The organism is Sphingomonas sp. PEI4 (assembly GCF_056679955.1).
In genome coordinates, this window is record NZ_CM155258.1 from 1,115,011 (window position 1) to 1,137,018 (window position 22,008).

23 protein-coding genes and 3 pseudogenes are annotated in these 22,008 nt (G+C 62.2%); 13 read left to right on the top strand and 13 right to left on the bottom strand.

What is annotated here, in order from left to right; genetic code table 11:
• Window positions 1-2: 2 nt before the first annotated feature.
• Complete coding sequence (locus AC1MLZ_RS04930; RefSeq protein ID WP_480960706.1) at window positions 3-1,160, bottom strand: muconate/chloromuconate family cycloisomerase; 1,158 nt, start codon at window positions 1,158-1,160, stop codon at window positions 3-5.
• A gap of 97 nt (window positions 1,161-1,257) precedes the next feature.
• Between AC1MLZ_RS04930 and AC1MLZ_RS04935 the strand changes: the two genes are divergently transcribed.
• The 3 genes and pseudogenes from AC1MLZ_RS04935 to AC1MLZ_RS04945 form a co-directional block, all read left to right on the top strand.
• On the top strand, window positions 1,258-2,142 hold the full coding sequence (locus AC1MLZ_RS04935) for a LysR family transcriptional regulator (RefSeq protein ID WP_480960707.1): 885 nt from the start codon (window positions 1,258-1,260) through the stop codon (window positions 2,140-2,142).
• Window positions 2,143-2,583: 441 nt separating this feature from the next.
• Window positions 2,584-3,113, top strand: a pseudogene (locus AC1MLZ_RS04940) (IS21 family transposase); the annotation flags it as partial.
• Window positions 3,043-3,219: pseudogene (locus AC1MLZ_RS04945) on the top strand (ATP-binding protein); the annotation flags it as partial. The pseudogenes AC1MLZ_RS04940 and AC1MLZ_RS04945, both read left to right, overlap by 71 nt.
• A 295-nt stretch (window positions 3,220-3,514) precedes the next feature.
• On the opposite strand, the gene AC1MLZ_RS04950 reads toward AC1MLZ_RS04945, so the two are convergent.
• Complete coding sequence (locus AC1MLZ_RS04950) at window positions 3,515-3,637, bottom strand: hypothetical protein (protein ID WP_480960708.1); 123 nt, start codon at window positions 3,635-3,637, stop codon at window positions 3,515-3,517.
• A gap of 70 nt (window positions 3,638-3,707) precedes the next feature.
• Here AC1MLZ_RS04950 and acuR point away from each other — a divergent pair, with 70 nt between their 5' ends.
• Together acuR and acuI are read left to right on the top strand one after the other, a co-directional pair.
• Window positions 3,708-4,340 carry an acrylate utilization transcriptional regulator AcuR gene (gene acuR / locus AC1MLZ_RS04955; protein WP_254686120.1) on the top strand — a complete coding sequence of 211 codons (633 nt, stop codon included), beginning with the start codon at window positions 3,708-3,710 and terminating at the stop codon, window positions 4,338-4,340.
• A gap of 57 nt (window positions 4,341-4,397) precedes the next feature.
• On the top strand, window positions 4,398-5,390 hold the full coding sequence (acuI, locus tag AC1MLZ_RS04960; RefSeq protein WP_037479783.1) for an acrylyl-CoA reductase (NADPH): 993 nt from the start codon (window positions 4,398-4,400) through the stop codon (window positions 5,388-5,390).
• A 34-nt stretch (window positions 5,391-5,424) separates the two neighbouring features.
• On the opposite strand, the gene AC1MLZ_RS04965 is transcribed toward acuI, so the two are convergent.
• The 5 genes from AC1MLZ_RS04965 to AC1MLZ_RS04985 all read right to left on the bottom strand — a co-directional run bounded on the left by AC1MLZ_RS04965 (window position 5,425) and on the right by AC1MLZ_RS04985 (window position 10,159).
• The gene (locus AC1MLZ_RS04965) at window positions 5,425-5,730 is read right to left on the bottom strand and encodes an ArsR/SmtB family transcription factor (RefSeq protein WP_480960709.1); all 306 of its coding nucleotides are present in this window, start codon (window positions 5,728-5,730) and stop codon (window positions 5,425-5,427) included.
• A gap of 340 nt (window positions 5,731-6,070) precedes the next feature.
• Window positions 6,071-7,042: an LLM class oxidoreductase gene (locus tag AC1MLZ_RS04970; protein WP_480960710.1), complete on the bottom strand. Its 972-nt coding sequence runs from the start codon at window positions 7,040-7,042 to the stop codon at window positions 6,071-6,073.
• Between the two features lie 41 nt (window positions 7,043-7,083).
• Window positions 7,084-7,389, bottom strand: coding sequence for an ArsR/SmtB family transcription factor (locus AC1MLZ_RS04975; protein ID WP_037479789.1), 306 nt, complete (start codon window positions 7,387-7,389; stop codon window positions 7,084-7,086).
• Between the two features lie 79 nt (window positions 7,390-7,468).
• Window positions 7,469-8,593, bottom strand: coding sequence for an alkene reductase (locus AC1MLZ_RS04980; RefSeq protein WP_480960711.1), 1,125 nt, complete (start codon window positions 8,591-8,593; stop codon window positions 7,469-7,471).
• A 69-nt stretch (window positions 8,594-8,662) separates the two neighbouring features.
• Window positions 8,663-10,159 (bottom strand): aldehyde dehydrogenase family protein, encoded by a 1,497-nt coding sequence (locus tag AC1MLZ_RS04985; protein WP_480960712.1) that lies wholly within the window; start codon window positions 10,157-10,159, stop codon window positions 8,663-8,665.
• 479 nt (window positions 10,160-10,638) lie between these two features.
• On the opposite strand from AC1MLZ_RS04985, the gene AC1MLZ_RS04990 reads away from it, so the two are divergent.
• Window positions 10,639-10,992, top strand: coding sequence for a hypothetical protein (locus AC1MLZ_RS04990; protein ID WP_480960713.1), 354 nt, complete (start codon window positions 10,639-10,641; stop codon window positions 10,990-10,992).
• 14 nt (window positions 10,993-11,006) lie between these two features.
• Window positions 11,007-11,246 (top strand): annotated as a pseudogene (locus AC1MLZ_RS04995) (DDE-type integrase/transposase/recombinase); the annotation flags it as partial.
• Window positions 11,247-11,397: 151 nt separating this feature from the next.
• On the opposite strand, the gene AC1MLZ_RS05000 reads toward AC1MLZ_RS04995, so the two are convergent.
• Entirely contained in the window at window positions 11,398-12,018 is a 621-nt protein-coding gene (locus AC1MLZ_RS05000; protein ID WP_248524703.1) for a TetR/AcrR family transcriptional regulator, read from the bottom strand.
• 96 nt (window positions 12,019-12,114) lie between these two features.
• Here AC1MLZ_RS05000 and AC1MLZ_RS05005 point away from each other — a divergent pair, with 96 nt between their 5' ends.
• The 4 genes from AC1MLZ_RS05005 (at window position 12,115) to AC1MLZ_RS05020 (ending at window position 17,247) form a co-directional block, all read left to right on the top strand.
• Window positions 12,115-13,104: a zinc-dependent alcohol dehydrogenase family protein gene (locus AC1MLZ_RS05005; RefSeq protein WP_145147035.1), complete on the top strand. Its 990-nt coding sequence runs from the start codon at window positions 12,115-12,117 to the stop codon at window positions 13,102-13,104.
• 284 nt (window positions 13,105-13,388) lie between these two features.
• Window positions 13,389-13,679 (top strand): metal/formaldehyde-sensitive transcriptional repressor, encoded by a 291-nt coding sequence (locus AC1MLZ_RS05010; protein WP_145147037.1) that lies wholly within the window; start codon window positions 13,389-13,391, stop codon window positions 13,677-13,679.
• Window positions 13,680-14,097: 418 nt separating this feature from the next.
• The gene (locus tag AC1MLZ_RS05015) at window positions 14,098-15,207 is read left to right on the top strand and encodes an S-(hydroxymethyl)glutathione dehydrogenase/class III alcohol dehydrogenase (RefSeq protein ID WP_480960714.1); all 1,110 of its coding nucleotides are present in this window, start codon (window positions 14,098-14,100) and stop codon (window positions 15,205-15,207) included.
• A 447-nt stretch (window positions 15,208-15,654) separates the two neighbouring features.
• Window positions 15,655-17,247, top strand: coding sequence for an excinuclease ABC subunit UvrA (locus AC1MLZ_RS05020; RefSeq protein ID WP_480960715.1), 1,593 nt, complete (start codon window positions 15,655-15,657; stop codon window positions 17,245-17,247).
• On the opposite strand, the gene AC1MLZ_RS05025 is transcribed toward AC1MLZ_RS05020, so the two are convergent.
• The 5 genes from AC1MLZ_RS05025 to AC1MLZ_RS05045 form a co-directional block, all read right to left on the bottom strand.
• Window positions 17,225-17,518 (bottom strand): putative quinol monooxygenase, encoded by a 294-nt coding sequence (locus AC1MLZ_RS05025; RefSeq protein WP_480960716.1) that lies wholly within the window; start codon window positions 17,516-17,518, stop codon window positions 17,225-17,227. The genes AC1MLZ_RS05020 and AC1MLZ_RS05025 overlap by 23 nt on opposite strands.
• A gap of 111 nt (window positions 17,519-17,629) precedes the next feature.
• Window positions 17,630-18,370: an SDR family oxidoreductase gene (locus AC1MLZ_RS05030; protein ID WP_037528221.1), complete on the bottom strand. Its 741-nt coding sequence runs from the start codon at window positions 18,368-18,370 to the stop codon at window positions 17,630-17,632.
• 18 nt (window positions 18,371-18,388) lie between these two features.
• Window positions 18,389-18,568: a hypothetical protein gene (locus AC1MLZ_RS05035; RefSeq protein ID WP_480960717.1), complete on the bottom strand. Its 180-nt coding sequence runs from the start codon at window positions 18,566-18,568 to the stop codon at window positions 18,389-18,391.
• A gap of 10 nt (window positions 18,569-18,578) precedes the next feature.
• Window positions 18,579-18,875 carry a putative quinol monooxygenase gene (locus tag AC1MLZ_RS05040; protein WP_132884492.1) on the bottom strand — a complete coding sequence of 99 codons (297 nt, stop codon included), beginning with the start codon at window positions 18,873-18,875 and terminating at the stop codon, window positions 18,579-18,581.
• 71 nt (window positions 18,876-18,946) lie between these two features.
• Window positions 18,947-19,741 carry a type 1 glutamine amidotransferase domain-containing protein gene (locus tag AC1MLZ_RS05045; RefSeq protein WP_480960718.1) on the bottom strand — a complete coding sequence of 265 codons (795 nt, stop codon included), beginning with the start codon at window positions 19,739-19,741 and terminating at the stop codon, window positions 18,947-18,949.
• A gap of 113 nt (window positions 19,742-19,854) precedes the next feature.
• On the opposite strand from AC1MLZ_RS05045, the gene AC1MLZ_RS05050 reads away from it, so the two are divergent.
• Together AC1MLZ_RS05050 and AC1MLZ_RS05055 are read left to right on the top strand one after the other, a co-directional pair.
• Entirely contained in the window at window positions 19,855-20,790 is a 936-nt protein-coding gene (locus tag AC1MLZ_RS05050) for a LysR family transcriptional regulator (protein WP_480960719.1), read from the top strand.
• 84 nt (window positions 20,791-20,874) lie between these two features.
• Window positions 20,875-21,891: a zinc-binding alcohol dehydrogenase family protein gene (locus tag AC1MLZ_RS05055; RefSeq protein WP_242201596.1), complete on the top strand. Its 1,017-nt coding sequence runs from the start codon at window positions 20,875-20,877 to the stop codon at window positions 21,889-21,891.
• Window positions 21,892-22,008 lie beyond the last annotated feature (117 nt).

Here is a 22,008-nt window from a genome sequence, read left to right on the forward strand (position 1 = left end):
GCTTAGCCTCCTGCGACTTTAGTGATTGGAACAACGGTGCGTCGATCGCCGTCGCGGCGGAAAGCGCGAACCTTGTCCTCGTCGAGCATCAGGCCTAGTCCAGGTCCCGTCGGGACCGCCAAGCCGAATTCCGAATAATCGAGCGGTTCTACCAGTAGATCTTCGGTCAGCAGCAGCGGCCCGAACAATTCGGTGCCGAACGCAAGTCCGGCGAACGTCGCGAAAAGGTGCGCCGAGGCGATTGAGCCGATCGGGCCTTCCAGCATGGTCCCGCCGTACAGCCCGATACCTGCCGCCTGGGCAATTCCGGCAACGGCAGTGCCCGCGCGGAGTCCGCCCGATTGGGCGATCTTGAGTGCAAACACGTCCGCCGCGAACTCACGCGCGTGGCGCATGGCGTCGATGGGACCTCGCAGCCCTTCGTCCGCCATAATTGCGGTCCGCCCCATAGCGGTCAAACGTGCCATGCCGGCAACGTTCGAGCCGGAGATCGGCTGTTCGATAAGGTCGACACCGGCATCCGCCAGAATGGCGACACCTCGCTTGGCCGTCGGTTCGTCCCAAGCCTGATTGACATCAACACGGATACTCGCGCGTCCGCCGAGCGCCTGCTTGATCGCACCGACGTGCGCAACGTCGTCCGCCAGATCGCGCTTGCCGATCTTGAGCTTGAAGGCATTATGGCGGCGCTGGTCGATCATCCCCTCTGCCTCCGCGATGTCGCGCGCGGTGTCCCCGCTCGCCAGCGTCCACAACACGGGGAGCCGATCGCGCACCCGCCCACCAAGAAGCTCGCTGACGGGCACGCCGGCACGCTTGCCGGCGGCATCGAGCAGCGCGGTCTCTATTGCATTTTTCGCGAAATGATTGCCGACGATCGACGCGCGCAGCAGCGTCATAGCTCGCGCCGGCGAGGCATCAGTGCCGCGCAGCAGCGGCGCAAAGTAAGTATCAATAGTGAACTTGATGCCCTCGGGACTCTCGTCGCTGTAAGCAAGGCCGCCAATCGTGGTGCCTTCCCCTATCCCCTCGACCTCATCGGAACAGCGAATTCGAACGAACACCATCGCCTGCGTCCGCATGGTCGCCATCGCGAGCACGTGCGGACGGATCGTCGGCACATCGACTATAAACGTTTCGATGGCTTCGACAGTGACCATTCCGATCCTCTCTTTCTTCTTATTATTTGTGGACATACGGCTTGCGATTACGGAGCGGAAAGATCATCTCGGTCCGGCTTGATACCCTGGAGGTATGATGGACCTGCGACATATACGTTATTTCGAGGCAGTAGCAGCGGAGCGGAACTTCACTCGCGCCGCTGAACGGCTTGGCGTTGCCCAACCGCCGTTGAGCCGCCAAATCAAAGAACTCGAGCTCGAACTGGGCGTGATGTTGTTCGATCGTGATAGCCGACCGATCCGATTGACGGAGGCTGGCAGAATCTTTCACGAGCAGGCGACGCGGATCCTTGCGAGTACGGAGCAGCTCCGCCGCTCCATGAAGCGGCTATCGGCCAGCGAGAAACGGCGCTTCGTAGTCGGGTTCGTGGCTTCTATCGTTTACGGTATGATGCCCGAGGTCATCCGGGAATTTCGAGCACAATCGGAAGGGCTTGAAATTCAGCTTTTGGAGATGACAACCTTGGAGCAGGTCGTTGCGCTCAAAGATGGCCGCATCGACGCTGGGCTCGGGCGGATCCGGATCGACGATCCGGCGATCCAGCGAGAGGTACTGCAGGAGGAGGCGTTAATCGCGGCGATCGGCAGCGCCGATCCACTAGCGCGAGCTGACTCGCTCACGCTTTCGGATTTGATGACCCGCAAATTACTCGTCTACCCTAGTCAGCCACGACCGAGCTATGCAGATCAGGTTTTTACCATCCTTCGTGACCACGGACTCGCGCATGATAATGTCGAGGAAGTGCGCGACGTACAGGTCGCGCTTGGGTTGGTCGCGTCGGAAGCGGGACTGGCACTCGTCCCTTCCTCAATGCGGCACGTTCAGCGCAGCGACATTACATATGTCAGGATCCGCGACGAAGGTGCCACATCACCTATTATTTTAAGCGTTCGGGTCGGAGACATCTCCCGGGAAGTCCGGTTGTTTGAACAAATAGCACGCCACACATTCCGCTCGTAACGTTCAATCTGACCCGGAATATGACTTTGCGTCGTTCCATCCCAGGTCCCGACTGATTTGGCTGCAAAGCCTACCTAGTTCTTCGATCGCTTCCGGCAGATCCACGTCTTCGGCGTCTGTGGGAACCAGGAGTGTCGCCGTCAAAATCGGGCGAGCTGGTAGATCGAAAATGGGAAAAGCCGTGGCGCTCAATCCCGGGATGACGGTACCGCTGACATGAGCGCGACCGGCCGATCTAATGTCGTTGATTATCTGGGTCTGCGTTGCCTTTGCGATCGGGGTGCGTCGCTGCTCTTTCGCTGCGAGGGCGGACGCCTGTACGCCCTTGTGGATCGGCGTGGAAAAGGTACCCCGGTAGCGGGGTGACCGGCGTCGAAAAAGGACCCCTCATCCCGCTGGTCTAGGCTGCGCGCTTGGCGGATGTCAGGCGGCGAGATCGGGATGTTGGTATTGGAGACGGTGTTGAAGATCCGCCGCGAGTTCGCGGCGGGGAAGCCATGAAGGCGATAGCGCGGGACCTGCATCTGTCACGCAAGGTGGTGCGCAAGGCGATCCGCGGGCCGGAGGCGGACTTTGCGTATCGACGTGTGGTTCAGCCGTTGCCGAAGCTGGGTCCGTTTCAGGTGCGGCTGGATGCGCTGCTGGTCGAGGACGAGGCCCGGCCGCGGCGGGAGAAGCTGCGTGTCACGCGCATCCACGACCTGCTGCTGCGCGAGGGGCTCGACGGCTCGTACGATGCGGTTCGTCGCTATGCTGCGCGGTGGCGGCTGGAGCGACGCCGGGACGTGGCGGATGCGCCGGCCTTCATCCCGCTGATGTTTCGGCCAGGCGAAGCCTATCAGTTCGACTGGAGCCACGAAGACGTCGAGATCGCCGGCAAGCCGATGCGGGTGAAGGTCGCTCAGCAAACTGTACGAGCGCACCTCGGTCATTGTCACGACGAACCTCGCTTTTGGCGAGTGGCCGACCGTCTTTGGCGACGCCAAGATGACTACCGCGCTGCTCGACCGCATCACGCACCACTGCGACATCGTCGAGACCGGCAACGATAGCTGGCGCTTCAAACACCGCAGCTGACGCCCAAAACGGCCGGCAGAAGAGTGCCTCGCGCTGGTTGCGCCTCCGGCCGGGCTACGCCCGCCCTACGCCGCAACCAGCGCGAACGGCGCGTCCATCATTTCCGTCACGCCGCTCGACGAAGGGGTCCTTTTTGGACATCGGTAGGGGGTCCCTTTTGGACGCCGATTGACAATCGAATCTTCAGGCAAGCAGTCACGGCTGCCGGAATGGGGCTTGCCGAGAGCCTGTCCGGGATAGTCCCGATACGCGAACGCTTTGCGGTATGCAGCGATGTTGCGTGAGCGCAAAAGCCTCAACGGATCACTTGGCGTATCCTGATGCCTTCGAGGAACAAATTGACCAAGTGCGCGATGCGCGATTTCGGCAAGTCACGTTGCTCGGCGGCGAGGGAGATCGCCGTGACGAACACCAGCAAGAATTGAATGTAGGGCGAACGCTTGTCTCCTCGCTTGCATTTTGTAGACGTTCGGTCTAATTGAATTGACATGGATCTAATCGCCCTTCCCCGCCGTCGTGGACGTCCCTCGAAAGCCGCGGCGGGATTCAACGAGACGCGCGAGACCCTGGTGCGGGCTGGCCTGGTGGCGCTGACCGAAAAAGGCTTCTCCGCGACTGGTCTCGATGAGATTCTCAAGGCCGTAGGTGTGCCCAAGGGTTCCTTCTATCATTATTTCGACAGCAAGGAGGCCTTCGGCGCCGAGTTGATCGACCGCTACGGTGCCTATTTCGCCCGCAGGCTGGAAGGCTTCTTCACCGATGAAGCCCGTCCGCCATTGGAGCGGCTCAATGCCTTCGCGGTCGATGCGGAAACTGCGATGGAACGCCATGCGTTCGCGCGCGGTTGCCTTGTCGGTAATCTGGGGCAGGAAATGGGGGCGCTGCCCGAAGCCTTTCGCCAGCAGCTCAGCGACGTTTTCGCGGACTGGCAGCATCGCACGGCCCAATGCCTGCGAGCCGCGCAAGCTGCCGGTGAGATCGGAGCCCACCATGATGCTGATCGCCTCGCCGCCTTCTTCTGGATCGGGTGGGAAGGCGCCGTGCTGCGCGCTAAGCTCGAACGCAGCGGCGCTCCGCTCCGGACATTCGCGGAAGGGTTTTTCGCAATGATCCGCACCTGACCCCCTTTTTTGAACAATTCTAGCCGATCGGTCTAATTTTGAGAAAGGAGCATTATCATGAGCACATTCCGAGCAGTCGTGATCGAAAAGAACCACACAGGCCAAACCGTCGCGCTGACGGATTTCAGCGAAGCCGATCGGATGGAAGGCGATGTCGAGCTCCGGGTGACGCACACCACGGTCAACTACAAGGACGGTCTGGCGATCACTGGCAAAGCCCCGGTCGTCCGGCGCTTCCCGATGATCCCCGGCGTCGATTGCGCCGGCGTGGTCGAGACGTCCAGCCATCCCGATTTCCAACCCGGCGATCGAGTCATCCTCAACGGATGGGGCACGGGCGAAACCCATCTCGGCGCCTTCGCTGAAAAGAGCCGGGTCAAGGGCGACTGGCTGGTGCCGTTACCTGCTGACCTGACGCCGTCCGAAGCGATGGCGATCGGTACCGCAGGCTATACCGCGATGCTCAGCATTCTCGCGTTGGAGAAGCATGGACTGCAGCCAGCCGATGGGCCGGTCATCGTCACCGGTGCGGCCGGCGGCGTCGGTTCGATCGCGATCACGCTGTTGGCGAAGGCAGGCTGGCACGTCATCGCGTCGACCGGCCGGGCCGAGGAAGCGGACTATCTCGAGGGCCTTGGCGCCGCCGAAATCATCGACCGCAACGAACTGTCCAGTCCCGGGCGGCCGCTCGGTAAGGAACGCTGGATCGCCGGTGTCGATAGCGTGGGATCGCATACTTTGGCCAACGTCCTGTCGATGACCCGATATGGCGGCGCGGTCACGGCCTGCGGTTTGGCGCAAGGGATGGACCTTCCGGGCTCGGTGGCGCCCTTCATCCTGCGCGGCGTCTCTCTACTCGGCATCGATTCCGTCATGTGCCCGAAGCCGCGCCGTCTCGAAGCCTGGGCGCGTCTTGCGACCGATCTGGATCGCGAGCGGCTGGGACGGATCACTTCGACCATCCGCCTGGAAGACGTCATAGCGGCCGGGACCGACATCCTGGCAGGAAAGGTACGCGGGCGCCTCGTCGTCGAGATCGAACAGGAATGAGCGGATCGATCTGAGCGGCCGCGCGGGCCGCCGCTCAGATCAGGTCTTCCAACTGCTTCAGGAACGCCGCGATATTCTTCTCGTCGCGCTTGTAATAGGTCCAGGGCCCGATGCGCTGAGAGGTCACGAGCTTGGCGCGCTGCAAAGCAGTCAGGTAGAGAGAGACAGTCGACTGGGAGAGGCCCGCGCGCTCCTGGATGATGCTCACGCAGACACCTACGTCTTCGGGATCGACCTCCTGCTCGGGATAGTTCCTGCACGGGTCCTTGAGCTTCGCCAGGATTGCCAGCCGGGCGGGATTGTCGAGAGCCTTCAGGGCTTCATTGAGGTCGATGCTCATGATCCTCCATGTAGCGATGTTTTTCAATATTACAATATATCGCTGCGCTGTGGGATGCCGCGCGACGTCCAGAAGTCACCGGCCCTTTGTGAAGATGCCATCGATCGCGAAGAGATCTGACACCACAGTAATGGCAACGCCTCGACGAACCCGGCATCTACTCCCGCAAGGACAGCGAGATAGACAATCCACGACCGCAGGTTCCTCAGTGCTGCGACGGCTTGTCCATCTCGATCCCAAGTTTGTCGATGCCAGCCGGGTCCTGCATGTCGGGTGGCGGATCCTATATCAGGAAAGCGCCGCAGACCATTTCGTGCGCCCCTGTGTTGCTCCGGCCATTTCATGGCGCATGCGCTCTGAAACGCGGCACGATGTGCGAGCCCAACTCTTCGACCACCTCAGGGGCCGGGCGGCGGCCATATTTGAGGTTGAGGATGACGTGATCGACGCCGATCGCTTCCAGGGTTTCCAAAAGCGTCAGCAGATGATCCCGCCCCAGCCTGAAGCCCAGATGGATCGGCGACGGCGGCGTGGCCGGATGCGCGTCGAGATCGAAATAGAGCGACTGGAGGAACGGCTTGTAGGTCTCACCCGCCTGTTCCCTGACCGCCGCCCGCCAGCTTTCCACGAACAGCTGCTGCGCCTGGGGCGGCCGGGGATAGGTCATCCATCCGCTGCTCTCCCGCGCGATCCATTCCATCGACTGACGGCTGTTGCCCGTCACGAAGAACGGGAGCTCATTCGTGGTGGGCCTGGGGATCAGGTCGGCGCCCGCCAGCAGCCCGCGGCTCCATTGCAGCGGCTCGAAGCTGGTGCGCTGGGCGCGGCGGATGATGTCCAGATTTTCGCGGAAAACATCGCCTCGCTGGTCGGGGTCCACGCCGAATGCCGGGAACTCGACCGGACGGTCGCCGGTGGCGACACCCAGGAGCAAGCGGCCACCGCTCAACTGGTCCACGCTGGCCGCAGCCTTGGCCGTATGGAGCGGATGGCGCAGCGGGATCGCGATCGACGCGGTGCCGAGAGCGATTGTCGATGTGCGGGCGGCGATGAAGCCCAGATAGACCCACGGGTCGAAGACCTGCCCCGTGTCGCCGAAACTCGGATCGCGCAGCGGCACGTCGCGGAACCAGAGCGTCGAGAAGCCAAGCTCCTCGGCGCGATGGGCTAGTTCCGCCTGGTGTAGCATGGTCGGCATATCGCCCTGGAAGGCCTCGATGGGGAAGAACAGCCCCAGGGTCAGATGGCCCGCCTTGAAGGTATGACGAAAACTTCGATGCTGCTGATAAGGGATCGTGCTGGGCTGATACATCGTGAGGTTTCCTTGCTTTCGGTTGCCCGGCGGGCACTTCGTCAAATCATGGATTGGAGGCTCGCCAGATATGTCGAGATATTTTCCTCGTTCCGCTTGTAGTAAGTCCAAGGCCCCACACGTCGGGACGTGACTAGTTGAGCGCGCTGCAAGGCGGTCAAATACAAAGACACTGTCGACTGGGAGAGGCCGGATCGCTCCTGGATGGCGCTTACGCAGACACCAACCTGTTCGGGATCGACTTCCTGCCCAGGGAAGTTTTTGCGCGGGTCTTTCAGCCACCCGAGAATTGCGAGGCGCGTCGGGTTGTCGAGAGCTTTCAGCGCGTCTTTGACATCGATGCCCATTGGAGTTGTACGCACCTGTTACCGGCGCCGCACGGGAGCACAGGCCGCGCCCGGATGTCCGGACGCAGCCCGAAAACCCCTAGTCCTGATAGGCCGGATAGTCGGTGTAGCCCTTGTCGGTGCCGCCATACATGGTCGCCGGATCCACCGGATTGAACGGCCAGCTATGGGCGATACGCTCCGGCAGATCGGGGTTCGCGATAAAGGGACGGCCGAAGGCGATCAGGTCGCCCCAGCCAGCCTCGACCACGCGGACGCCGCGCTCCGGGGTGTATTTGCCAGCGTAGAGGATCTTGCCGCTGAAAGCTTTGCGTACATCTGCGCGGAAATCTTCGGGCAACTCCGGCGCATTCTCCCAATCGGCCTCGGCCAGCGAGAGATAGGCGATCCCGACCTCCTCAAGCACGTTCACGGCCTCGATATAGGTCTTGTGGGGATCCTCCTCGACGAGACCCAGATAGACGCGATCCTCCTCGGTCGTGGCGAACAGCGGGGCAAATCGCACGCCCATCCGGTCCTTGCCAACGACATCCGCGACAGCCTGCGTCACCTCGCGCAGGAAGCGCAGCCTGTTCTGCAGCGAGCCGCCATATTCATCGTCGCGCCGGTTGGTGTGAGCCGAGATGAATTGGTTCACCAGATAGCCGTTGGCGCTGTGGATCTCGACGCCGTCGAAACCCGCATCGAGCGCATTGCGCGCCGCCTGGGCATAGAGCTGCACCAGTTCCTTGACCTCGGCGGTGGTCAGCGCACGCGGCGGCGACGGCAGCGCCAGTGCGCCCTGCCCCGGACCGGTTTCGATGAACACCTTGACGTTGTCGGCCGGGATCGCCGACGGCGCGACCGGAGCGGCCCCGCCCGGCTGCAGCGAGGTGTGGGACACGCGTCCGACATGCCACAGCTGTAGGAAAATGATGCCGCCCTCGGCATGCACTGCGTCGATTACCCTGCGCCAGCCTTCGACCTGCTCAGGGCTGTGGATGCCCGGCGTCCAGGCATAGCCCTGCCCGCGCGGCTCGATCTGCGTCCCCTCGGTCACCATCAAGCCGGCGCCGGTGCGCTGGCGGTAATAGTCCGCCATCAGGTCGTTGGGGATGTTGCCCGGCTGGGAGCTGCGCGAGCGCGTGAGCGGCGGGAGGACGATCCGGTTACGCAGGGTGTATGGCCCTAGCCGGACGTTGTCGAAGAGAACCAAGTTCTTCATTTCATTACTCCTAAATATCGCGAAGTCTCGATGTTGCGAGGCATGGATATGCCTCGCAACCACTCGATCTCAGTACAGTCCAAACGGAGCCTCGTTGAGGCTGACGATGATGTTCTTCTTCTGACTGTAGGCTTCGAGCATGGACTTGTGGGTCTCGCGGCCGATGCCCGACTTCTTGTAGCCGCCGAACGGAGCGTGCGCGGGAAGCTCGTGATAGGTGTTGACCCACATCCGGCCCGTCTCGACCGCGCGCGCCACGCGGATGGCGCGATTGATGTCCTGGGTCCACACGCCGCCGGCGAGGCCATAGTCCGACGCATTGGCCAGCGCGATGACCTCCTCCTCGTCCTTGAACGGCAGCACGACGACCACCGGACCGAATATTTCTTCCTGGGCGACGCGCATGTCGTTGCGAACATCGACGATGATCGTCGGCTGGATGAAGAAGCCGTCGTCATAATCGCCGCCGGTCAGGCGATTGCCGCCGGTCAGGATGCGGGCGCCCTCTTCCGTGGCGAGCTTGATATAGCCCATGATGCGGTCGGTCTGGGTCTGGCTGACCTGCGCGCCCATCTGGGTGTTCTCGTCGAGCGGATCGCCGACGCGGACGCTCTCGAACCGCTGCTTCAGATCGCCGACGAAGTGATCGTAGATCGATTCATGAACGAACAGCCGAGCGCCGGATTCGCAGACCTCGCCCTGGTTCCAGAGGATACCCAACGCGGCAGCCTCGACCGCCCGATCCCAGTTCGCATCGGGGAAGATGATGTTGGCGGACTTCCCGCCCAGCTCGAGGGTTGCTGGGATGAGTTTCTTCGCAGCAGCTTCCGCCACCACCCCACCGACACGGGTCGAACCGGTGAAGGCCAGCTTGCTGATCTGCGGGTGATCGAGGATCGCCTGCCCGGCCACCGCGCCGGTGCCCGAGACGATATTGACCACGCCGGCCGGAAGCACCAGGGCGAAGATCTTAGCGAGTTCGAGGATTGTGACCGGCGTCATCTCGGACGGCTTGATCACCACCGTATTGCCCGTTGCGATCGCCGGCGCGATCTTCCAGGCAGCCATCAGCAGCGGGAAGTTCCAGGGAATGACCTGCCCAACGATACCGATCGGCTCGTTGATCGTCAGGCTCATCGTCTGCTCGTCGATCATCGCCACTTCGTCCGAATGGCTGCGGATCACGCCGGCGAAATAGCGGAAGTGATCGATCGCCAGCGACACGTCGAGCCGAGCCTCGCGGACGGGCTTGCCGACATCCATGCTTTCGAGAATGACGAAGCGGTCGGCATCGGCCTCGAACAGGTCGGCGATCTTGAGGAGCGCATTCGAACGCTCGGTCGCGGAGGTCTTGCGCCAGCTCTGGAAGGCGCGGGCAGCGGCCTGGACGGCGCGGTCGACGTCGTCGGCGGTGCCGTTAGGGGTGCGCGTCAAATAGGCGCCGTTGGCGGGGTTGATGCTCTCGATCGTCTCGCCATTTTCACCCTCGACCCACTGATTGTCGATGAAGTGACCGTAGCTGGTATCGGGAGCGTAGAGCGAAGCGGGCTTGGTTGACGTCAGCATTGTGCATCTCCTTGGTGCGTGAGTGACAGCGCCAAGGTAACTATGCATCGAGATATGTCAATATCTCGATGCATAGACTTATTTTATGTGTTCTTTTTTCCCTTTTAAATCAGAAGGACAGATGCGCCGTGGAACGGGTTGCGGAGCCTAGGCGCGCTATATTGGCAGCGTCATGCAGGGGCTTTAGGTGTCAACCGGCGCGTAAAACTGACCCCCTATCGGCGCCCAATATTGATCCCACCTTTCGGCAGCGCGGCGGTTATCCCGGTAGTCGATAGGAGGGGCCCACGGACGACGACGCACACCGTCAGGTGTGCTGGTGGCGGCGTCCGTGGGAGGTCCCTGTTGACCCACCGGGTTAACCGCCGGGGATGGGATCCGGGGGAAGGGGTTTTCGGCTCAGTTCCGGTTTTTGAACCGCCAGCTGTCGTTGCCTGTCTCGATGATGTCGCAATGGTGGGGGAGCCGCGCAGGAGCTGTTGATCCAGGATGAGGTCGAAGGCGCGGCGATCGGTGATATCGTGGATAGAGCCCTGCTCCCGTTCGAGGACCGGGATGCCGATCGCTTCACCGCCTCCGGTCCCCATGTAAGGCTCTCCCCGGAGATTACCTTGGCGCTGGCAATGGCGCTGCACGAATTGGCGACCAACGCCATCAAATACGGGGCGCTGTCGGTGCCGGAAGGCAGGGTCGCGATCGAATGGTCGATCAAGCAGCGGCAGGGCAAGCGTCACCTGTTCTTCTGTTGGCGCGAGCATGACGGTCCGACAGTGACCCTATCCCGGAAAATGCGTCCTGCGAGAATGAGAAGGATCTGGCAAAATCGAAGCTGATTTAAGCTGGAGATGTTGTCGATGCCTATACCCGCGAGTGCCTGGCGATCCACGTCGATCAGGGGATCAAGGGTGAACAGGTGGTCGATGTCATGGACCGCCTGCTGTTCGAGCGCGGCAGTCCGCCTGCCAAGATCAGGGTGGATAATGGTCCGGAATTTATTTCGCGGGCGCTCGACCACTGGGCCTACATCAACCGCGTCACGCCGGACTTCGGCAGGCCGGGAAAGCCGACCTACACGGATGTTGTAGAAAAGTCCTTTCAACCGGGCGCGGGCATTTTCTTTGAGCGGGAGCTGGCGCGATCAGGTCAATCCGGACATACGGACTGGGCTCGCAGTGGGCTTGGTTGTTAGTCGACAGAGGCTTGTTGCTAGAACATCAAGGACGATCTCGCCTGGACGATCACACCGCAGCCGGCCATCGATCGAGTGCCATTTCGGCGATGGAGAGAAGTTCGTTGATCGTAGCGCCGTCGCGCGCTTGAACGGACATGCCTTCCATGACCGTATTGATGAATTTGCCTAGGACGGCCGGATCAGTATCGGCCGCAAGTTCGCCCTGCGCGGCGCCCCGATGTAAACGCTCGATCAGGAGGGCCTCCGCCGCGATACGCTTGTCGCGCAGCAGGCATTCGATGGCGGCGGACGCCGGCGACACGGCTGCCGCTGCCGAATACATGAAGCAGCCGGCCGGCGTTTCAGGTTCCGAGAACGATGACGCCGCTCGTTCCAGCAGGCCTTTGACGGCCTCGAAGGTGGACAACGCCGGATCGTTGATGGGTTCATAGAGGTGGACGCTGAACGTCGCAGCGTAGCGCTCGATCACCGCCGCGAACAGCCCCGCCTTGTTGTCAAACGCCGCGTATAGACTGGCGGCGGCGACGCCAGTCTCTGCCACCAGATCGGCCATCGACGTCGCCTCGTAGCCGCGCTGCCAGAACAGCCGTACCGCCTTGTCGAGCGCAGCGTCAGTGTTGAACTCTCGAGGGCGGCCTGCGCCACGACGAGCTTTCGTGTCTGTCATGTCTGATGCCCGATATGGAATGATCGATAAATAATAGCTTGAACCTCGTCGCTGACATCGATACAGAACGATCGTTCAATAATCAAGGAATGGTCCATGAGCCGCATCGTTCGGATCCACGAATATGGCGACGCCAGCGTCCTCAAGATTGAAGATGTGGCAGTGCCCGCGCCCGCGGCCGACGAGGTGCAGATCGCTGTCAAGGCGATAGGCATAAACCGCGCCGAAGTGATGTTCCGCAACCATGCCTACCTTCAGGAAGCCGAGTTCCCGAGCCGCCTCGGCTACGAGGCTGCCGGTATTGTCGGCACGGTCGGCGCGGACGTAACCGGGTTTGCGGAAGGCGAAGCCGTCAGCCTCATCCCCCCGCTCGATATCGCGCGCTGGGGCACCTATGGCGAGGTCGCCAACGTGCCTGCCCGCCTCGTCGTCAAGCATCCGGCGGCGCTTTCGTTCGAGGAAGCGGCGGCCGTGTGGATGCAGTATGTCACCGCTTGGGGTGCGCTGGTGGAGCAGGCGAAGCTCGGCGAGGGCGATTTCGTCATCGTCACCGCTGCTTCCAGCAGCGTCGGTCTTGCTGCCTTCCAGATTGCGCGGATGGTCGGCGCGACGGTGATCGCGACGACGCGTACCGGCACCAAGCGCCAAGCCCTGCTTGATGCCGGTGCACATCATGTCGTCGCGACCGGGGAAGAGGATCTGGTAGCAAAGGTGATGGAGATAACCGATGGTGCAGGTGCGCGCGTGGTGCTCGACCCGGTCGGAGGCCCGTCGTTCGAGCCGCTGACCGCGAGCATGGCGCGCGGCGGCATTCTGCTTGAATATGGCGCGCTCAGCGGCGAGCCGACGCCGTTCCCGTTGTTCTCCGTGCTGGGCAAGAGCCTCACGCTCAAGGGTTATCTCTACAGCGAGATCGTCTCGGACGACGCCGCCCTCGATCGCGCCAAGGCGTTCATTGTGGCGGGACTGGAATCGGGCGCGCTCAAGCCGCGGATCGCGCGCACCTTCTCGCTCGACGCCATCCAAGACGCACACCGCTTCCTCGAATCGAATGACCAGATCGGCAAGGTCGTCGTTACGGTCTGACCGGCAAACCTGGGGGAGCGAGCGATGGCTCCCCCTCCCGGACACAGGATCGGACCCTCAGCGCCCATGCCGTCGCTGTGGCGCAGTCTTGAAAGCATGACCGCTCCTCCTCCGCGTGCCAGACCTGTCTCAGGGTAACATGGCGGCTATGCCTGCCCGATCAGAGGGGGCGCATTTTGAAAATGGCCGGGGAACCTCGCCTGATTATAGAAGCGCCAGTCTCTGGACAGGATTGAAACTCCCCCCCTGTATAGTATGCTGAAGCGATTTCTTGAGAAAGCGCGATGCCACATTCACCAGAGGACAAGAAGCGAGCCATAACACGCTTGCGGCGTATCAAGGGCCAGGCGGACGCTTTGGAACGCGCGATCGAAGCCGGGGCCGATTGCACTCCTCTGCTGCAGCAAATTGTCGCCATGCGAGGCGCGACAAATGGACTGATGGCAGAAGTGATGGAGAGCCACCTTAGGGAAACATTCGGTGCCGGTGCAGTTCCGGCCGTCAAAAGCGAGAACGGCGATCACGATGACAAGGTGGAAGGCGTAATGAAGATTCTGCGTACATATCTTAAGTAACGACATCAGCGATCTTCTTCTTGCCGCCGCTCTTCCGCGGTTAGAGCAAAAGCCTCGTGTCTTGCTACCCGGTGCCGTTCACCAGAGTGCAGCCTTTTGGCGTTCTGTCCCTCGATTTTGTTGTCGGCGTAGCGAGCACGAGCGTCTTCTCCGGCGTTTTTCAGGGCGTCAGGATCGATGCACCCTTCAAGATCGATGGGCGGGTCGCAGGCTGTGGGCGACACAGAGGTGGAGGCCTGCGAAGCGAAGCCACCCCCACATGTCTTCTCTGGTTTGACATCCTCATTCCGACACCTCTTGCATACTGGCAGGGAGTATCGTAGGGATACTCCCTGCCAGTATGAGAGCGTCGATAAATTTCCGATGGCGCAACGGCCTCGCACCGGCAATCGGTTTCAATCAACGAGGGTATCCCAAGATGAAATCTCGCGCCGCCGTAGCCTTCGAGGCGGGCAAGCCACTCGAAATTGTCGAGATCGATGTCGCCGCACCCCGGAAGGGTGAAGTGCTCATCCGGGTGACGCATACCGGTGTGTGCCACACCGATGCGTACACGCTGGCGGGTAATGATCCGGAGGGCGTTTTCCCGGTGGTTCTAGGCCACGAGGGCGCGGGCATCGTTGTCGAGGTCGGTGAGGACGTCACGAGCGTCAGGCCGGGCGATCACGTGATTCCGCTCTACACCGCCGAGTGCGGCAAGTGCGATTTCTGCGCGTCGGGCAAGACCAACCTGTGCGTCGCTGTCCGCGAAACGCAGGGCAAGGGCTTGATGCCCGATGGCACCACCCGCTTTTCGTACAATGGCCAGCCCCTCTACCATTACATGGGCTGTTCAACCTTCAGTGAATATACTGTCGTCGCCGAAGTCTCGCTCGCCAAGATCAATCCTGAGGCAAACCCCCAACATGTCTGCCTGCTCGGCTGCGGCGTCACGACCGGCATCGGCGCAGTCCACAATACCGCCAAGGTCCAGCCCGGAGACTCGGTCGCCGTGTTCGGCCTGGGCGGCATCGGCCTCGCGGCCATTCAGGGTGCGCGCCAGGCGAAGGCGGGTCGCATCATCGCCATCGACACCAATCCGTCCAAGTTCGAGCTGGCACGCCAGTTCGGTGCGACCGAGTGCATCAACCCCAAGGACCATGACAAGCCCATCCAGCAAGTGCTGATCGAGATGACGGGCTGGGGCATCGATCATACCTTCGAGTGCATCGGCAACGTCCACGTCATGCGCGCCGCGCTTGAATCAGCGCACCGTGGCTGGGGTCAGTCGATCGTGATTGGCGTTGCCGGCGCGGGCGAAGAGATCTCCACCCGTCCATTCCAGCTCGTTACGGGCCGTGTCTGGAAGGGGTCCGCTTTCGGCGGCGTCAAGGGACGTACACAGCTCCCCGGCATGGTCGAGGACGCCATGAGAGGCGATATAGATCTGGCCCCGTTCGTTACCCATACCATGGGTTTGGAGGAGATCAACGAGGCGTTCGAACTGATGCACGAAGGCAAGTCGATCCGCACGGTCATTCACTACTGACCCGCCGATCCGAAGCGGCGCCAGGCGCTCGGATCGACAAGCCAGCCTTAATCATGGCCCGACCCCGGCCATGATGAAGCGCTCCCTGGCAACTGAGCGATGCGGTACAACCGCCGAAGTGCAGTCGTTACACGCCGATAGCGGCACGGACCACGGCCGCCTAACCCGTGCGCTTACCTGCGGGGTGTGTGGCCTCGTCGCGCGACCCGACGGAAAAAGGTTTTGTCGTACCTTAGTTTAGTGCTGGAAAATATTCCAAAGGTTTCGAAGCTCGGGCCATCGTGGCCGTTGGATGCATTGAGTCGGAAATGCATTCATCTGTTACCCTGATTGTGATGAAACACGGGCCGCACGGGCGGATACGGCAGGAAAACTAAGTTGAAAAACAAGGATATACACTCGACGACGCAGGCCTCCGACCATGGACATGCGGGGCCGCCCGCTTGCGTGCAGGTTCGCGGCGCGCGCCAGAATAACCTCAAAAATATTGACGTCGATGTACCGCGCGACGCCTTCGTGGTGTTCACCGGCATATCGGGCTCGGGCAAGTCATCGCTCGCGTTCGGCACCCTTTATGCCGAAGCCCAGCGGCGTTATCTGGAATCGGTTGCGCCCTATGCCCGCCGCCTGATCGACCAGGCCGGCGTGCCGGAGGTCGACACGATCGACGGATTGCCGCCTGCGGTCGCGTTGCAGCAGCAGCGCGGCTCGGCCAACGCGCGATCCTCGGTCGGCAGCGTGACGACGCTCTCCAGCCTGGTGCGGATGCTCTATTCGCGCGTCGGCGAATATCCGCGCCATCAGCCCATGCTCTATGCGGAGGATTTCTCCGCAAACACGGTCGCGGGGGCCTGCGCGACCTGCCACGGCATCGGCCGCGTATATGACGCGACCGAAGAGACGATGGTGCCTGACGACAGCCTCACCATTCGCGATAGGGCGATCGCCGCCTGGCCGACCGCCTGGCATGGCCAGAACCTGCGCGATATCCTCGTTTCGCTCGGCTATGACGTCGATACGCCGTGGCGTGACCTGCCGAAAAAGGATCGCGACTGGATCCTCTTTACTGACGAGGCGCCGACGGTGCCGGTCTATGCGGGCCTGACGCCCGAACAGACCCGGACGGCGCTCAAGCGCCGCATGGAGGCGAGCTACCAGGGCACCTTCACCGGCGCGCGCCGCTATGTGCTGGAAACCTTCGCCAACACTAAAAGCGCGCTGATGAAGAAGCGCGTCTCGCGATATATCATCGGCCGCGATTGCCCGACCTGCGACGGCAAGCGCCTGAAGCGCGAAGCCCTGTCGGTCAAATTCGCCGGCCTCGACATTGCCGAGTTCGGCGACCTGACGGTGTTCCAGCTGAAGGACTTGCTGATGCCCGTCACGCATGGCGAATATGGGGCAGTCTCCGCTCCCTCAAAGGCCCATGTCCTGGAAAAAGCGGCCCGCGATGCAGCGGTCGAACAACGGGTTGCCGCGGGCGGCTCTGCGCACAAGAGCGCGCCCGACGTGCGCCGCACGCCCAATCTCTCCGACGAGAAGCGGATCGCCGCCCAACGCCTTGCCTGCGAATTGATCGAGCGACTCGAGCCGCTGATCGATCTTGGCCTTGGCTACATTTCGCTCGACCGCAGCACGCCGACGCTCTCCTCCGGAGAGCTGCAGCGCTTGCGGCTTGCCACGCAATTATCGTCACAGCTTTTCGGCGTGGTCTATGTGCTTGACGAGCCTTCGGCAGGGTTGCACCCGGCAGATGGCGAAGCCTTGCTCACCATCCTCGAGCGTCTCAAGGCGGCGGGCAACTCCCTGTTCGTCGTCGAACATGATCTCGACGTGATCCGCCGCGCGGAATGGCTCGTCGATGTCGGGCCAGGAGCCGGGGAAGACAAGGCCATCCACTATCGCGGATGGCCTGTCGTATTGCTTCTATTGATTTCCCAAAGCCGTCCCGTCCATTCCGGAGCGCAGACGTCCCAAACCGTGCAGTCAACGGCAGCTTGGGGAGCCGCCCGCTCCGCTATTTCGCGGCCAGCAGGGTGAACTTATGAATCTGCGGCGGTTCAGAAAACAGTTCGTCCGCCTTCTCCATCAGTGCGGCGGCAACCTTGCCGTCAAGATGGGCCTGCCGATCCTCCTCCGTGTCGAACGTATCGAAGATCGCGTACGCACCGGGACCTTCCTCGATCGCATACCAGGTCAGAGTGCCCGGTTCACCTTGAACGAGCGGCAATGCCGAGGTGAGGAAATCGGCGACATCGCGCTCTTTTCCGGGCTTGGCCTTCAGGGGTACATACAGGGCAAGTTTGGGCATAGATCGCTCCTCAAGTGAAACGGACAGATATTGTTCGGCAAAATAACGGACGAGCGGGCCGGTACGTTCCCCATGAGGCGGAGCACACGCGGCCCCGCCTCCTCGTCGAAATCAGAACTGCTGTGCGGTCGGCCGGATGACGATCGCGTTGATGTCGACGTCATCAGGCTGTTCGACAGCGAACGCGATAGCACGCGCCACCGACGCCGCAGGGATGGCCTGTTTATAGAAGTCGAGTACCGTCTCGGCAGCCGTGCCCGACGTCGTGAACTTCAAGTCGCTTTCGACGGCTCCGGGCTCGATAGACGTGACACGGACCTTTTCGCCCACCTCCTGGCGAAGGCCCTCGCTGATCGCGCTGACGGCGAACTTGGTGCCGGAGTAGACCGTGCCGCCTGGTGCGAAGACCTTGATGCCCGCAACCGAGCTCAGGTTGATGATGTGGCCGCTGCCCTGCTCGAGAAAGCCGGGAAGGGCCGCCGCGATGCCGTAAAGCGTACCCTTCAGATTGACGTCGATCATCTGGTCCCACTCGTCGGTGTTGACCTCGGCCATCGGACGGATCGGCATCAGCCCGGCGTTGTTGATCAGCACGTCGAGGCGACCGAAGTCGGCGATGATCGCGGCGACGACGGACTGGACCGCCGACTTGTCGGTGACGTCGAGCGCGTAGCTACGTGCCGTGCCGCCGCTTGAGGCGATGTCCGCGACAACCTCGTCGAGCCTGTCCTTGCGACGGGCGGCGATGGCCACCTTGGCGCCGCGTTCAGCGAGAAGCCGCGCGGTTTCCGCGCCGATACCGGTGCTGCCGCCGGTGATGAGAACAACCTTGCCTTCGATACCTTTGGTCATGACTGTGTGTCCTTGATTTCAGATGTTGATTTTCTGCTGGATCGCGGCCCCGCGCCAGCGGTAGCCGCCGCGTGGATAAACGAGGCCAATAAGGCCCAGGCGAAGCGCAGGTGCCAACAGGCCGATCATCCGCAGCTCCTCTACATAGAACGGTTGTGCCAGCAGCGCCGACCCCACCCATTCTTTAAGCTTGCCCATGGCAGCACCCTCAGGTCGCGGAGACGGGGTTGAGGACGAACGCGCCGCGCTCGGCCAGATCGCCGATCTGAGAGAGGTAGTTCTGGAAGTGGGGCGTCGCGCGGTGGGCGGCAACCGCATCCGAGTCCGCGTACAGCTCGTCGAGGACGAAGCGGTTCGGATCGCTCTGGTCCTGCCAGAGATCGTAGCGCAAATTGCCCGGCTCCGCACGGCTCGGCTTTAACATGGCGTCGAGCAGAGCGTGCAGGCGGTCGACGGTATCCGCACGGGCGGTGAGCACGGCGACGATCTTCACGTTGGCTGTCATGGCACCGTTCCTTGTCATGGTTATATGCGAAGCGGGGCGCATCCTGAGCGCCCCGCCCGTCATCCTGGTACTCACGCAGCGGCGCGATCGAGGGCTTCGATCAAAGCGTCGGCCATGGCCTGGTCCGACGCCGGATTCTGACCCGTGATCAGCTCCCGGTCCACGACGACATTCGAAGCGAAGTTCTTGTCAGTGACCGAGACGTCGCCACCGGCCGAGCGCAGCGCCTTTTCCATGTCGAAGAAGAGCTCGCCCTTCAGCACTTGCTCCTCGGCGATCTTCTCCTCGCTCGCCGAGAAGACGGTCATGCGGTAGCCCGAGTAGATCCAGTCTCGCGCCAGGTCGGCCGCCCCGGCGTCATCGCCTTCCTCCAGCGCCTTGCGGAAGGCCGGAGCATCGTCGAGCGTAGCGACAACGGCTACCGGTCCGTGGCAGAGGAGCGCGGTCGGCTTGGCCGCCGTGTGAAAGTGACGGAGGATCGTGCCCGCGTCGTGGTCTTGCATCAGGTCGACGACGGGAGCGTGGCCGCCCGGCACGAACACTCCGACAAAGCCGTCCAGGCCGCCCTCGACGACAGAGCGCAAGCTGCGGACGTCGTTCATCGCCGGATGGCTGGCAAAAAAGTCCTTGGCGCGCTGGAATGGCGTCTCATCGCCACCAAAATGATCAACCGAAACGGAGACGGCGTCGATGTGCGGCTTAGCCCCATTGGGCGTGGCGAGAACGATATCATAGCCGGCGTCGAGCAGAGCCAGCGCAGGGACTGCCGTCTCGTTGAGATACTGACCGACCGTCGCGGTACCGCCGCCACGCAGACCGATCTGCGTCGCGTTCGATCCAAGAACGAGAACCTGTCCCTTGCTCATCTGAACCTCCATGTTCGCGGCGCCCGTCGCCGATGGATGGGAAATGGGCGTCGTTGACATATTCCAGAAGTTTATTTTTTTGATTTCAGATATAATGCTAACAGGATGACTGCATGCGCTACGATCTGAACCTGCTGCCGATCTTCGTCGCGTTGATGGAGGAGCGCAGCGTCACGCGGGCCGCCGAGCGCATGGGCATGACACAGCCCGCCCTGTCTAACGCCCTATCGCGTCTACGACTGATGCTTCAGGACCAACTGTTCGTCCGCGAGCGCTACGGCATCCAGCCGACCCCGATCGCGCTTGAACTCTCGCCGCTGATCGCCGAGGCACTCGCGCAGCTCGACAACGCGATCCTCGGTCAGCAGGCCTTCGATCCCGCACAGGCCGAACGGCTCTTCACCATCGCGCCGAACGGCTATGTCGAGTTCGTCCTGGTCCCCGCTGTCGTGGCGCGCCTGGAGAAGGTCGCGCCTGGCATCAAGCTCCGCCTGACCCCCTACGGCAACGATCTTGTGGAAACAGGCGTCGTATCGGGCACGACGGCGCTCGTGCTGGGCCGCATCGTCGACCCGCCTGACAACCTCGTCGTCCAGCACCTGATGGACGAAGGGCTCGCCTGCGCCGTCCGCGCCGACCATCCGGACGTCGGCGATGCCATGACGCGCGAGCAGTTCGAGGCAATGAAGCACGTCAACATCGTGCCGCCCGGACGGATGCGCGCCGGGCTGTTCCAGGCGCTGGCGCATCAGCAGCTGAAGCGCAACGTCGCGATCTCGGTGACCAACTTCTTCGCGGTAGCCGAGATGGTGGCGGTGACCGACTACTGCGCCATCCTACCCTCACTCATCTGCAGGCGGCTGATGCACGACCCCCGGCTGAAGATCCTGCCGGCCCCGGTCGACCTCGGCAGCTTTCCCGTTGAGATGGCGTGGCACGTCCGCTATCGGCACGACCCCGCGCATCGCTGGCTGCGGGCACTAATCGGCGAGGTTATCACCGATCTCAAGGGGAAGACGGCAGCGGCAGCCACGCCGTCGCCAGCCTGAGGACGATGTCGAACCGCGACGTCGCTTGTGCGTATCCCGTACGCGACAAAATTCGCTATATAGCCCCTGACAATAGGAATTATCATGCGCGCAATCGGCTACCAGCAGCCCGGAACGATCGATCGCACGGAAGCTCTCGTCGATATCGAACTTCCCGATCCCAACGCTACCGGCCGTGATCTCCTCGTCGAGGTCAAGGCTGTCTCGGTAAACCCGGTTGACACGAAGGTGCGCGCTGGCTCGGGTTCGATCCACGGTGATTGGCGTGTCCTGGGTTGGGATGCCGCCGGTGTCGTTCGCGCTGTTGGCCCTGAAGTGCGCGGCTTCGAACCGGGCGACGAGGTGTTCTACGCGGGCAGCATCGGCCGCGATGGGACCAACGCCGAGTTGCACTTGGTCGACGAGCGCATTGTCGGGAAGAAGCCGGCCAGCCTCGATTGGGCAGAGGCAGCGGCGTTGCCGCTGACGGCGATCACCGCGTGGGAGGCCCTCTTCGAGCGATTGTCCGTGCGTACTCCTGTAGCCGGTGCAGCACATGCGCTGTTGATTGTCGGGGGTGCCGGCGGGGTAGGCTCGATGGCAATCCAGCTTGCTCGCCAAGTACCCGAGCTGATCGTCATTGCGACAGCCTCGCGCCCTGAAACGCAGGCCTGGGTGGGCGAGCTCGGTGCGCACCATGTCATCGATCATCGCCAGCCGCTGGCTCGGCAAGTGGCGAATTTGGGCATTGGCGCGCCGGCTTTCGTCTTCTCGACCACGCACACCGACGAGCATATCGAGCAGATCGCCGAGCTGATCGCCCCGCAGGGACGTTTTGCGCTCATCGACGACCCCAAGACGCTCGATGTCGTACCGTTCAAACGCAAGTCGGTGTCGACCCACTGGGAGTTTATGTTCACCAGGTCCATGTTCGAGACCGCTGATATGGAAACGCAGGGTCAGACCCTGTCGGCCATCGCCAGCCTCGTGGACGCCGGCGAGGTGCGCACCACCCTCACCGAACGGTTCTCCCCCATCAACGCCGCGAACCTCAAGCGCGCGCACCAGGCGCTTGAGAGCACTACCGCACGCGGCAAGATCGTCATCGAGGGTTGGCAGTGATGCGGTTCACGCTCACCCGCAACGTCCGCCGCGCCCGCGGCCCCCGCTGCACCAACTGAAAGGGACCAAGCCTCGGCGTTATCGATGCCAGCCATGTGCGGTTGTGGGCGTCGCTTT